Source organism: Acetobacter fabarum, assembly GCF_029069195.1.
GTDB lineage: Bacteria > Pseudomonadota > Alphaproteobacteria > Acetobacterales > Acetobacteraceae > Acetobacter > Acetobacter fabarum_A.
This window is the reverse complement of sequence record NZ_JARDYK010000013.1, coordinates 20,634-33,697: the sequence shown is the minus strand read 5'-3', so window position 1 is coordinate 33,697 and position 13,064 is coordinate 20,634. Positions and strand designations below refer to the sequence as shown.

The following is a 13,064-nucleotide window of genomic DNA, read 5'->3' as shown; positions in this document are numbered from 1 at the left end:
CATTTGCAACAAGCAGCCCCATGCCCCCCAGAGCCCCCCGCAAGACCACCCGCCTCAAGACCAGCACGCAGCCAGCCCCAACGCCGGATACGCCCGCACAGGCTACGCCGGAGCCACAGGCCAGCGGCGGGCGCACGGCAAAACCAACCGCCAGCCCCAAAGCCCGGACTGCTCCCCAGACCGCCTTGCGAGACATGACAAAGGCGGAAGTCCAGCAGTTTCTCAATGACCTGTCCCGCGCATGGCCTGATGCCCGGACGGAACTGCACTACACAACGCCCTTTACGTTGCTGGTGGCTGTTGTGCTGTCCGCTCAGGCGACTGATGCCTCGGTCAACCGCGTAACCCCTGCCCTGTTTGCCGCAGCCCCCACCCCGCAGGCCATGACCGCACTGGGAGACGAGCAGGTGGGCCAGTTGATCCGCACCATCGGGCTATGGCGCAACAAGGCCAAAAACGTTGTGGAACTCTCCCGCCAGTTGCTGGCCGAGCACGGCGGGCAGATCCCCCACACGCGTGAGGCGCTGGAAAAACTGGCAGGTGTTGGCCGCAAAACCGCCAATGTGGTGTTGAATGTTGCCTTTAACCAACCCACGGTGCCCGTGGATACGCATGTGTTCCGCCTGGCCAACCGCTCGGGTCTGGGCCGTGGCCGCACGGTAGAGGCGGTGGAAAAAAAGCTGGAGGCGCGCATCCCGCTCCCCATGGTGCGCGACTCCCACCACTGGCTTATTCTGCAAGGGCGTTACGTGTGCAAGGCGCGCAAACCCGAGTGCTGGCGATGCGCGGCACAGCAGAGCTGCCTGTTCCCTGACAAGACCCCCCTGCCACGGCCCAAAGCCCCGCGCGCTACAGCCAGCCCTGCAATTCGCGCCGGACGAGTTTTTCCAGCAGACTGATGCTGGCGGGGCTGTCGTTCAGGCAGGGGACAAGGGTAAAGGACTCGCCGCCCGCCTTCATGAACTCCTCGCGCACTTCGTGGCCGATTTCGTCCAGCGTTTCCAGACAGTCCGCCATAAAGCAGGGGGTCACCACCGCAATACGCCTGATACCCTTTGCAGGCAGACCCGCAATAAAGGGGGCGGTATAGGGTTCCAGCCATCTGGTTGGTCCAAACCGGGACTGGAAGGTTATGGGCAAGGTGGCCTCATCCATCCCCAGTTCGGCGCGCAGGGCGGTTACGGTACGGGTACATTCCGCCAGATACGAATCGCCCTTGTCCACATACTGGCGTGGCAACCCGTGGAAGGAGGCCACCACCATCTGGAACGGCTGCTCCGCGTGTATCTGCTCCTCGCGGATGGAAGACGCCACGGCGGTAATAAAATCCGGATCATCGGGGAAGGACGGCACGGTGCGGATGGCAGGCTGGTTGCGCAGCGTCATCAGCACCCGGAAGAGCTGGTCATTGGCGGTGGCCGTAGTGGTCGCACTGTATTGCGGATACAGCGGCAGGCAAACAATACGGTCACATCCCTGCTCCATAAGCGAGCGGAGCGCCTGCGCCACACTGGGGCGACCATAGCGCATGCCCCATGCCACCGGCACGCCGTCGGCCTCAAACTGCCTGGCCAGTTTTTCACCCTGATGCCGGGTATAGGTGCGCAATGGGCTTTCGTTCCGCTCGGCATCCCACACACGGGCATAGGCGCGGCCACTGCGCGCGGGGCGGGTGGTCAGAATAACGCCCTGAAGCAGAGGCTGCCAGAACAGGGGAGACCCCTCGATCACCCGACGGTCGGACAGGAACTCGGACAGGTAGCGGCGCACGGCGCGGTACCCCGTACCCTCGGGCGTGCCAAGGTTAAGCAGCAGCACACCCGGCCTGCCACAACGGGGCTGGCCCTGAGCGGGCAGATGGGCCTGTGGCGGAATATGGTGGAAAACCATGCAACCTCTTTTTCTTTTTTATAGCCCGACCCGCACAAGCCACCTGACCGGGAGCTGTGCGCCAGAACACTCCGTCTTTTCATGCACGATGCAGGAAATTATGCCCTGTTGACATACATTTTTGCATAATTGATGGCAGCGATGCAGTTTTGGTCTGCGCAGCAGGCAACAAAAAGCCTTCCCCGACATCCTGATTGGAAAAGCGCTCCACGCGCGCGGCATACACAACCACATTCAGCGTAAAATGCGTGAACACATGCCTGACAGCACCCGCATTGTTCCACTGGGCGGCAACGGGGGCGTGGGCCAGAGCTTCGGCTTCGGTCCATGGCGTTGCACGCCACCCGGTACCAGGCAGCTCGGTCATGGCAGCCAGCAGGCCTGTCTCGGGGCGTTTGCGGAGCAGGACGTTCCCGGCACGGTCCATGACCATAAAATGCACTCCGTACCGCACAGGGCGTTCAGCTCTGGGGGTCTTGTGCGGCAAGGTGGCCGCCGTGCCCTGCGCATGCCCCTCGCAAACATCCTGCCAAGGGCACAACCCGCATGCAGGCTGGCGGGGAGAACACAAAGAAGACCCAAGATCAAACAGAGCCTGTGCAAAGTCGGACGGCCGGGCCTGGGCGGGAGCATCCGTATTCAGCCCACAGGCCAGTTGCGCCAGTGTTTTGCGGGCAGCGGGCAGCGGGTCCTGCACGTTGTACAGCCGGGCGGTCACACGCTCTACATTGCCATCCACCGGCACAACCGGCACGCCAAAGGCTATGGCCGCCACGGCAGCGGCTGTGTAGGCCCCAATACCGGGCAGGGCACGTAACCCATCTACCGTGCGGGGGAAGCCCCCAAGCGCCGCCACGGCCTGTGCGCACGCATGCAGGTTGCGCGCGCGGGAATAATAGCCAAGCCCGGCCCATGCTGCCAGCACGTCATCCCTTGGGGCATCTGCCAGCACCTGAACTGTTGGAAATCTCTCCACAAATCTGAGATAATACGGCCCCACAGCCTTGACCGTTGTCTGCTGAAGCATGATCTCGCTCAACCAGATGCGATATGGGTCTGGTACTTCCCCCTCCGTGCACCGCCATGGCAGGGTGCGGCGGTGTCGGTCATACCAGTGCAGCAGGGCGTGGGCGGGTGGCGTAATCACGGAGGCTGTTATGACGAAGGAACTTCATTCGGGCAAGGCGGATACCCCCGCACGGCAGGCCAGCCTTCCCTCCAAGCCCGCCACGCGCCCGCGCGCAAAAAAAGAAGCCCCCCCACCCCAGCCTCCGCGCCGTACCATGAAGGCCCGCACACTGGGGGCTCTGCTCCCCAATGTAACGGCTCCCGCCTTCCGCCGCCGCTCCCCCACCGGAGCGATGCTGTTTGCCCGCTGGGCAGATATTGTTGGCCCGGCCCATGCGGCTGTCACCACCCCGCGCAAGCTGAGCGCGGCCACACTGACCGTGGCCTGTACCGGCCCTGCCGCCATGGAACTGCAACATCAGGGGGACATGCTTGTGGCGCGGATCAACACATGGTGCGGAGAGCCGCTGGTCGCCCGGCTGCGCTTTGTGCAGGACCCCACGGCAGGCACCCGCCGCAGGCACCCGCCCCGCAAGGGAGCAACCCACACCTGCACCCTGCCTGACATGGCCGATGAGTCGCTGCGCATGGCGCTGGAGCGGCTGGGCACGGAAATTTTACAAACCCCGGTAAAAAAAACATAACAAAATTAAAGAGTTATTTCTTTTATTGTCATGGTTTTATGACAAAACTGCTTAGCGCTTGAAATTGACACATTATGGGTGTTCTAAGGCACCGCACTCAATGCGCAGTGGCGCAGTTGTGCAACAGTCAAGAGCAAAGCAGCCTCACTAACAGGATTAATGATTATGTTGCGTAAACCCGGCACCACGCCAGGGATTACTACCCCAGCCGCCCTGAAGACACTGCGGCAGCATGGGCCAGAAACCCTGTCCGACCTCCAGTTTCTGGAAAACTGGACAACCCGACCGAGCTACACCGCAGCCAGCGTGCTGCGCGCAGGCCAGATCCGCCGCACAAACCCGGCCCTTATGAACGACATAACCGCAAGCATGCGCCAGCACGGCAAATAGCTCCGGGCGCGGCACCCCGGGCAGCATGACAATTTGCATCTGCCCGCCCGAACGGGCACCATGTGGACCATGCTGCCATGTGTTTTTACCTATGCGGACCGGCGCATCTGGCGCAGGATATTCTCCCTTATCGCTTTAGGCGGACTGGCCGTGCTGTCCGCCTGCGCGGGACCGGGCAAAACATCGTACAATGCACCGGGGTCGGCCCTTAATCCGTGGGGGCCTTATATTCACGAAGCCTCGGACCGGTTTTCCGTGCCCCAGTCCTGGATCCGTGCTGTGATGCAGCAGGAATCGGGCGGTCACCAGTATATGAACGGACATCTCACCCGCTCCGTGCATGGCGCAGTCGGGCTTATGCAGATCAAGCCAGACACATACGCCCAGCTTGCGCAACGCTACCGCCTTGGGTCCGACCCCTATAACCCGCACGACAACATTATGGCCGGGACCGGCTATATCCGCGAGTTATACGACCGTTTTGGCTCGCCTGACTTTCTGGGCGCGTATAACTGTGGGCCACAGTGCATGGAAAACCACCGCTCTCGCGGGGCACCCCTGCCCGGCTACGCCCGCACCTACATGGCCGCCATTACCCCCCACCTGAACGACCCCGTACCCCCCGGCACCCTGCCCGCCCAGATGCAGCCCGGCCTGACGCCAGAGCAGATGCCCCCCATGCAGGTGGCCCAGAACACTCCGCAGCCCTATGGTCCCGCCAGCGCGCCTCCGCTGGAGAGCGACACGCTCCCCCCGCCTTCCGCCGGAGCAGACAGCCCCGCCACGACTGATGACACCACCACCATGCAGCCTGCAAACGACTCCACCCCACAACCCGCAGCCTACCAGCCCGCGGCTTACCGGAGCGTGCGTTCCCCCCCCCTTGCCGGGCCGGGCATTGTCTGGCGGTCTGCCGGAGCCGGGGGCAATGCCATTATCCAGATCGGGGCTTTTTCCACCCCGGCGCGGGCCATGCATGCCATTGCGCTGGCACGGCAATCCTCCCCGGCACTGAACCACGCCCTGAACCGGGTGGAAAAAATCACACCCGTGGGCCGAACACCCGTGTGGCGCACCCGGCTGGCGGGGCTCCCCTCCGGGCAGACAGACACCATATGCTCCGCCCTGCGCCAGCAGGGGCTTTCATGTATTGCCATAACGCCCTAGATATAGTTCGCGACCGTCACGTTTACCGTTTGCCAAACCTTCTTTTTACAGGGGGATACAAAAACATTTTTTTCTGACCGGCAGGAATACCCTGAATGTTCGTGACCGGTCCCTTGCTGGTAATTAACGGACTTCCTGCCCATGCTCACACCCCCCGACAATACAGGTGCCTCCCCCCACAACCCTTTGCTCCGTATTTTTCTGCTCGGGCATATGCGTGTTCTGTCCAGTACGGGGCTTTCGCTTTTACCTACAGGCACCAAGACCAAGGCGCTGCTGGCTATTCTGGCGCTCTCCAACCGACGCCCCGTTGCCCGTACACGGCTGGCCGAGCTTTTATGGAGCACACGCGCCCCCGAACAGGCACGCGCCTCCCTCCGGCAGGAAATCCACCGGCTGATGGATGTCCTTCACCCGCTTGGACCCGAGGTACTGGACGTACAGCGCCACACTCTGGCCATACGTCCCGGCCTGACCGACATTGACATCGAGCATGTGTTCCGCACCACACAGCAGACGGTCATGAGCCTGCCCGACCCCCTGCCCCCGCTGCTGGAAGACCTGAGCACCGTTGATCCGGGCTTTGCCGCATGGCTGGAAGAAGAGCGCAACCGCCTGCTTGACCACAAGACCGCACAGCTGGAAGCCCTGCTGGCCAACGCGGTCGAGCCTGCCACGGTCATGACTGCAACACGCAGGCTGCTCCGCCTGAACCCACTGAACGAGGGCGCATGGCGCGCGTACATTCAGGCCGCCATGCACAGCAAGGAGGAAGGCACTGCCCTGCTGGGAGCCGAAGCCTGCCTGCGCACCTTCAGGCACACCATTGCCGCCACTCCAGGGCAGGAGACCATGTGCCTGATTGCCAAGGTACGCGCCACACACCAGCAGAACACACAGGTTGCACAAAGCATACTGCCTCCGCTGCTGCATGCCTCTTCCACCATCCGCTCACCCATGGCGGACGACCCCCTGCGCATGCTCAGGGCCACGGTGTTTCTGGCCTGCCCCACGGCAGGCTGCAAGACGGAAAATGTGGCGCTGGCCGAACAGTTCCGCGATGAACTGGGGCTGGATATAGCCATGCACGGCATGCTGGACATCAGCGTGCAGACCGAATGCCTGACCGCCCCTCCTTTCCAGTCGCTCCCCAGCCGCAGGCAGTGGGATTTTCTGGTCGGCATTACCATAACCCCAGACAGCGAGGGCAAAAGCACCTGTCTTTTACAAGCGTTTGATACCCGGCTGAACGACACGATCATATGGGGCCACAGACTGAGCCTGACCCCCACAACCCTGCGCGCCCTGTCCAGCCGGTTTGCTTCAGCACTTATTCTCAGCCTGTTCAAAACGGAAGCGCGCAGGCTGGCCAGCGTACCCGCGGCCGCACTCTCCCCCTTCGGGATGGGCCTGCGCGCCCTGACCCTGAGCATGCGCGCCGATCCGGGCCTGTATGGCACGATAGAACACCTGATGGCGGAAGCGCAAAGACGCACGCCTGAAAACCAGTTCCTGTTTTTTGTGCAGGCGCACTCCATGCTCCTCCGCATGTATGACGAATGGCATATGCCCGTGGCGGACTACATCGAGCCCATGGTCACCATGCTCAAACAGAACTTCACCCTGTTCCCCGGCAACATCGCCACCCGCTCCCTGCTGTGCACGGGCCTGTTTTACGCCAACCAGCCCGATGAGGCGCGCTTTCTGCTTGCCCAGATGCACGCAGCCCTGCCCGCCGATTCCCCCACAAGCATGCTGGCCCTGCCCGACGGGCTGGATGCCCTGTGCCGGGGGGACGCCATGACCGCTGCCCGCATTTATACGGCGTTTTTTGGCATAGCCCCCAGCGTGCCGCTTTTTAGCGCCCCTGATCAGGAATTTATTCTGTCGTGCTTTCTGACCGAACAGTACGAGGAAACACTGCTCCACGCCCGTGGCATTCTGGCCACCTCCCCCGACCGCTCAGCCATACTGGTGCCTGCCCTTGCAGCGGCCAACATGCTGGGCCACCAGTCTTTAGCGCAGGATTACCGCCAGCGGCTGCACCGTTTGCAAACTCCGCTCAACGCTCCGGCCATGGAGGGGCACTATGCTTATCTGCCCCGGCACCTGCGCCAAAAACTCTGCCATGCACTGCACCTGCCTTGCCCTGAGCACACACCCCCCACCTCCGCCAGAGCAGACAGGCCACGCAGACGCTTGGCGGAAAAGAGTTGAAAGGATATGAAGATGGACAGGACCACCTGTGCCGCCAGCCAGACCTGACTTCTTTTTTATCCGGCGGACCGGGAAAGACGGATACCCACGTGCCAAGGAGCCACATCAACGCCATGCTTCGCCGTCTCATGCCCAGCCATGCCGCTGCCAGCCGCCCCCACCCCATGCTGCTCCTTAAATGGATGAGCGCCGCCACGGCTGTTGCGGGGATATGCCTGTTAAGCGGCTGCTCCAGCTCCGACCGGACCCGGACCGGCCTTGCCGCCCCGCGCAACCACCTGCTGGACGAAGACCGCGGTGCTTCTGGCGGGGAAACCAGCCTGAAAGGTGGCGTAAACGCCTATCTGTGGCGCGCAGCACTGGATACCCTCTCCTTCATGCCAGTGGCCACGGCCGATGCGGAAGGCGGGATTATCCTGACAGACTGGTACACGCCCCCCGCCACACATAATGAACGGTTCAAGATCACCGCCTTTGTGCTGGACCGCCGCCTGCGCTCCGATGCGCTGCGCCTGAGCGTGTTCCGCCAGCTCAAGCAGGATGGAACATGGGTGGATACGCCCCCCGCCCCCAATACCGCATCCGACATTGCCACGCGCATTCTCTCCCGCGCGCGCAAACTCCGCGCCGATAACGGCAATCAGGACTGACCGACCCGGCCCGCTCCGCGTATTCGTCCTTTTTTTCTTCCTTCTAGCCTGCAAGCGTAGATTCTCATTCCATGTCCCAGCCTTCCAGCCCATCCCCCTCCTATGACTTCAACGCAGTCGAGCCAAAATGGCAGAAGGCGTGGGAAAAAGCCGATATCTTTACCGTTCCGGATGTCCCTCCGGCGGATAAGCCCAAATACTATGTGCTGGAAATGTTTCCCTACCCATCGGGGCAGCTCCATATGGGGCATGTGCGCAACTATGCACTGGGCGATGTCATTGCCCGCTACAAGCGCGCCCGTGGCTTTGCCGTGCTGCACCCCATGGGGTGGGACGCATTTGGCCTGCCAGCCGAAAACGCAGCGCGCGAACGCGGCGTGCACCCACAGGAATGGACGCTCAACAACATTGCCGTCATGCGCACCACCTTGCAGCGGCTTGGTTTCTCCCTCAACTGGGACCGTGAAATTGCAACCTGCCTGCCCGATTATTACGGCAAGCAGCAGAAGCTGTTCCTCGACTTCATGCAGGCCGGGCTGGTTGAACGGCGCGAAAGCTGGGTCAACTGGGACCCGGTGGACCAGACCGTTCTGGCCAACGAACAGGTGGTCGACGGCAAGGGCTGGCGCTCTGGCGCACCAATTGAAAAGAAAAAACTCTCCCAGTGGTTCCTGCGCATTACCGACTTTGCACAGGACCTGCTGGACGGGCTGAAAGCGCTCGACCGCTGGCCAGAGCGCGTACGCACCATGCAGGAACGCTGGATTGGCCGCTCCGAAGGGGCCAGGCTCACCTTCTCGCTGCATGAACCCCCTACGGGGCTGGATACCAACCTGAACGCGGTGGAAGTGTTTACCACCCGCCCCGACACGTTGTTCGGCATGTCCTTCCTGGCCATTGCACCAGACCACCCGCTGGCCCAGTGGGTGGCCGGGCATAACCCGCAGGCTGCGGAGTTCGTGGCCGAATGCCGCCGCCTTGGCACATCGGTCGAAGCGGTGGAAACTGCCGAAAAACGCGGGTTTGACACGGGCCTGCGTGTAAACCACCCGTTCATGGACAAGAGCTTTCCTGTCTGGATCGCCAATTTTGTGCTGATGGACTACGGCACGGGCGCGCTGTTCGGCTGCCCATCGGGGGACCAGCGCGATCTGGATTTTGCCCACAAATACAACCTGCCCGTAACCCCTGTGGTGCTGCCAGAAGGCAAGGATCAGGCAGACTTCGCCATAACCGGGCAGGCCTTTACCGGCGATGGCACCATGATCAACTCCGGTTTTCTGGACGGGCAAAGCACCGTGCGGGCCTGCCAATCCGCCATCGCACGCCTGCAGGACCTCGGGGTGGGTCAGGGTGTTGTCAACTGGCGGCTGCGTGACTGGGGCATTTCGCGCCAGCGGTACTGGGGCTGCCCCATACCGGTCATTCATTGCACCACCTGCGGCGCGGTGCCGGTGCCCGATGACCAGCTCCCCGTAAAGCTGCCCGAGGACGTAACCTTCGACAGGCCCGGCAACCCGCTAGACCACCACCCCACATGGAAGCACACCACCTGCCCATGCTGCGGCAAGCCCGCCACGCGTGAGACCGATACGTTTGACACATTCGTGGACAGCTCGTGGTATTTTGCCCGCTTTACCGCCCCCCACGCCGCTGCCCCCACCGTGCGCGAAGCCGCAGATGGCTGGCTGGCCGTGGACCAGTATATCGGCGGGATCGAACACGCCATCCTGCACCTGCTCTACGCGCGCTTCTTTACCCGCGCCATGCACCGTACCGGCCACCTGAATGTGGACGAGCCGTTTGCGGGCCTGTTTACCCAGGGCATGGTCAGCCATGAAAGCTACAAGGACAGCACAGGCCAGTGGCTCTACCCCGAGGAAGTGGAGCGCACGCCCGAAGGTGTGGTCAAACGTGGCACCACCGACCCCGTAACCGTGGGCCGGGTGGAAAAAATGTCCAAATCCAAGCGCAACACGGTTGCCCCCGTAGCCATTATCGAACGCTTTGGGGCTGATACCGCGCGCTGGTTTGTCCTGTCCGACAGCCCCCCCGAGCGGGATATGGAATGGACCGAGGCCGGTGTGGCCGGAGCTGCGCGCTTTGCCCAACGCCTGTTCCGTACGGTCTGTGGCGTTGCCGCCAGCGTGCCCGCCGCCCCTACCTGCCCGGCGGATATGGACCGCAATGCCGATACGCTGCGCCGCACCACGCACCGCACGCTTGCCGCAGTCACCGAAGCGCTGGAAAGCTTTGCCATTAACGTGGCGGTTGCGCGTATTCATGAACTGACCTCCGCTCTGGCGGATGCGGAAAAAGCCGCCAGCGTTACAGGCATGGACTTTGCCCGGCGCGAGGCCGCCCGTATTCTGTGCCTGCTCTGCGCCCCCATGATGCCGCATCTGGCCGAAGAAATGTTTGCAAGCCTTGAACCCACGGCAGGGCTTGCCGCAACACAGGCATGGCCTACCCCCCAGCCCGACCTGCTGGCGGCAACACAGGTCACCATAGCGGTGCAGATTCTGGGCAAGCTGCGCGGCACAATAGAAGCCCTGCCCGATGAAGACCCAGCCGCCGTGCTGGCGCGGGCAGAAGCCGAACCCAACGTGGCGCGGTTGCTGGAAGGCAAGCGTATTGTCAAACGTGTGCATGTGCCCAACCGCATTGTTAACTTTGTAACGGCAGGCTGATGACCCGGACCCGCTCCCTTTTTTCTCTCTGCAAGGCCGCGCTGGCCACCACAGCCCTTATGGCAGCCCCCCTGCTCGTGAGTGGTTGCGGCTTCAAGCCTTTATACGGAGAGGAAAAAGGCGCGGTTGATGTGCCAGCCGAACTTAAAGATGTTTATGTCGCCAATATTCCGCAACGCTTTGGCCAGCAGGTCCGTCTGGCGCTGCAAGCCCAGATGGCTGGTGACGGACCGGAAGACCCGCATAAATACAAGCTTGTAGTCCAGCCCAGTATTAGCGGTGAAGCCATTGACATTCATGGGGACAACACAAGCGGGCGGACCCGTATGCAGGCCACTGCGCAGTGGCAGTTGCTGACCATCGAGCAGAACCCCCGGCTGATCACGCAGGGTTACGCCCAGGCGCTGGATGGTTACACCAACACCTACGAACAGTATTTTGCCCAGACCCTGAACATGGAAAACACGATAGGCCGCATCGCGCAGACATTGGGCGAGCAGATTACCCAGCAGGTGGCCACCTGGTTCAAAACCCACGCCACTCCGGCAGACGTTCAGGATAACCAGCCCAAAACGCTCTATCCGTCCCCCAATCTCATTCCCGATTCCGATCAAGGCACACCCATGGAACAGGAAGGCCCGGACGCCATTCCGAACATGGCCACAGGACGTGCGCCCATCAACACCAACTTCTAGGCACCGGGCGGGCTGGTCATGAAAATAGACGCCCGTGGCATTGCCCGTGTTCTCAGCGACCCCGGAGCGTGGCGCGTTATCCTGCTTCATGGGGAAGATACGGGGCTGATCCGCGAACGCGCCTTACAGGCCACACACCGGCTGACTGGCACGCTGGACGATGCGTTCCGCATTGCCCTGCTGGACCGCGAAACCCACAACAGACTGGAAGAAGAAGCCACAGCTCTCTCGCTTATGGGGGGGCGCCGGGTTGTGCGTGTGCGGGATGCGTCGGACACACTGCTCAAGCCCCTTGAGCATATTCTGGCCCAGAACACGGACACACTGGTCATACTGGAAGCTCCGGGTCTTGCCTCCCGCTCCAGGCTGCGGCAGCTCATGGAAAAACTGCCCGCATGCGCCAGCATTGGCTGCTACCCCGAGGAAGGGCGCACTCTGGAGGCGTCCATTACCCAGATGCTGGGCGCTCACCATGTACGGATTGATACCGATGCCCTGCACTGGCTGGCAGGCCGCCTTGGTGCGGACCGCGCGGCAGCCCGCAGCGAAGTGGAAAAACTGGCCCTTTACGCAGGGGACACAGGCACTCTGGCGCTGGAGGACGTGCGCGCCTGTATTGGAGATGCCGGGAGCGTATCGGTCGAAGATGCCGCCTTTGCCGCCACCGAGGGCAACCGGACAGAAACCGACACAGCACTTGAGCGTGCACTGGCCGAAGGCACTGCCCCCATAGCCATTATCCGTGCCTTTATGGGCCATATGCACCGCCTACGCAGGGTGCGGGCCGCCATGGCCGCTGGGCAGAGCCGGAGTGACGCGCTCAAAACCCTGCGCCCTCCCGTGTTTTTCAAACGCACGGCCAGCTTTGGCCGCGCGCTGGAGTTCTGGTCCTTGCCAGCGTTAAGCAACGCGCTGGCAGAACTCCAGGCGCTGGAACTGGCCTGCAAGCAGAGCGGAGCCCCCGATCTGCTGCTCTGCCGCCGCCATATTGCCACACTGGCTGCCCGGGCAGCTCTGTACAGCCGCCGTTAGCCTCTGCTTTTCCCCTTGTCCGCTCAGGGGGCATTCAGTATACAAAAGCGGTGTGTCCGCGTAGCTCAGTAGGATAGAGCACAGGATTCCTATTTAATTGGGCACCATAACTGGAAACATTATGGTGAATCCGCTCAAAGTCGGGGAACGCTACGGCCTGCAAGGGCCTTGCCAATCCCGAGCCAAGCCGTTCAACATGAACGGAAGGTGTAGAGACTGGACGGGCGGTGCCTAAAGACCTGTCACCACAGGTCTATGGTAAAGGGACAGTCCAGCCCACAAACGCTGCGGCAGCGCAGCGGCAGTGAAAGCTGTAGTGGGATGAATCCTGGGGCCGTGGGTTCGAATCCCGCCGCGGACACCAGCACACACTTTTCCCCCGGCATTTATCTCCCGCCCGTCTGTACTGCCTTGCGTGTTACGCTCTTGATCAAGGCATTCCAAAGTACATTTAAATGTAAAATAATAAGACCAATATATTTAAAAATACCATCATAAAAAACTTATCCTTCCATTCCGCCTTGCTCCCCACCAGAAATAATGCTCTAAAATAGTCTATTATATCTTGACTATAGAATGTTCGAGACCATCCAACATTCTGAAAGGTGACACATGCCACGT

The 13,064-nt window shown here is 61.7% G+C and carries 11 protein-coding genes; 9 read left to right on the top strand and 2 right to left on the bottom strand.

Annotation, left to right across the window (positions count from 1 at the left end):
• Positions 1–194 precede the first annotated feature (194 nt).
• A complete protein-coding gene (nth, locus tag PY793_RS12610; RefSeq protein ID WP_275178381.1) occupies positions 195–899 on the top strand; it encodes an endonuclease III in 705 nt (234 codons plus the stop codon).
• On the opposite strand, the gene hemH is transcribed toward nth, so the two are convergent.
• Positions 850–1,890 carry a ferrochelatase gene (gene hemH / locus PY793_RS12605; RefSeq protein ID WP_275178368.1) on the bottom strand — a complete coding sequence of 347 codons (1,041 nt, stop codon included), beginning with the start codon at positions 1,888–1,890 and terminating at the stop codon, positions 850–852. The two genes, nth and hemH, sit on opposite strands and share 50 nt — an antisense overlap.
• 79 nt (positions 1,891–1,969) lie before the next feature.
• Positions 1,970–3,037 (bottom strand): A/G-specific adenine glycosylase, encoded by a 1,068-nt coding sequence (locus PY793_RS12600; protein WP_342803930.1) that lies wholly within the window; start codon positions 3,035–3,037, stop codon positions 1,970–1,972.
• Between the two features lie 10 nt (positions 3,038–3,047).
• Between PY793_RS12600 and PY793_RS12595 the strand changes: the two genes are divergently transcribed.
• From PY793_RS12595 to holA, 8 genes are all read left to right on the top strand, one after another.
• Positions 3,048–3,602, top strand: coding sequence for a DUF721 domain-containing protein (locus PY793_RS12595; protein WP_275178367.1), 555 nt, complete (start codon positions 3,048–3,050; stop codon positions 3,600–3,602).
• Positions 3,603–3,767: 165 nt separating this feature from the next.
• Positions 3,768–3,992, top strand: coding sequence for a hypothetical protein (locus PY793_RS12590; protein WP_275178366.1), 225 nt, complete (start codon positions 3,768–3,770; stop codon positions 3,990–3,992).
• 69 nt (positions 3,993–4,061) lie between these two features.
• The gene (locus tag PY793_RS12585; RefSeq protein ID WP_275178365.1) at positions 4,062–5,159 is read left to right on the top strand and encodes a transglycosylase SLT domain-containing protein; all 1,098 of its coding nucleotides are present in this window, start codon (positions 4,062–4,064) and stop codon (positions 5,157–5,159) included.
• A 141-nt stretch (positions 5,160–5,300) separates the two neighbouring features.
• Complete coding sequence (locus PY793_RS12580; RefSeq protein WP_275178364.1) at positions 5,301–7,376, top strand: AfsR/SARP family transcriptional regulator; 2,076 nt, start codon at positions 5,301–5,303, stop codon at positions 7,374–7,376.
• A 113-nt stretch (positions 7,377–7,489) separates the two neighbouring features.
• A complete protein-coding gene (locus tag PY793_RS12575; protein ID WP_275178363.1) occupies positions 7,490–8,026 on the top strand; it encodes a DUF3576 domain-containing protein in 537 nt (178 codons plus the stop codon).
• 71 nt (positions 8,027–8,097) lie between these two features.
• Positions 8,098–10,716, top strand: coding sequence for a leucine--tRNA ligase (gene leuS, locus PY793_RS12570; protein WP_275178362.1), 2,619 nt, complete (start codon positions 8,098–8,100; stop codon positions 10,714–10,716).
• A complete protein-coding gene (locus tag PY793_RS12565; protein ID WP_275178361.1) occupies positions 10,716–11,411 on the top strand; it encodes a hypothetical protein in 696 nt (231 codons plus the stop codon). Before leuS ends, PY793_RS12565 begins: the two co-directional genes overlap by 1 nt.
• An 18-nt stretch (positions 11,412–11,429) precedes the next feature.
• Positions 11,430–12,443 (top strand): DNA polymerase III subunit delta, encoded by a 1,014-nt coding sequence (gene holA, locus PY793_RS12560; RefSeq protein ID WP_275178360.1) that lies wholly within the window; start codon positions 11,430–11,432, stop codon positions 12,441–12,443.
• Positions 12,444–13,064: the final 621 nt, after the last annotated feature.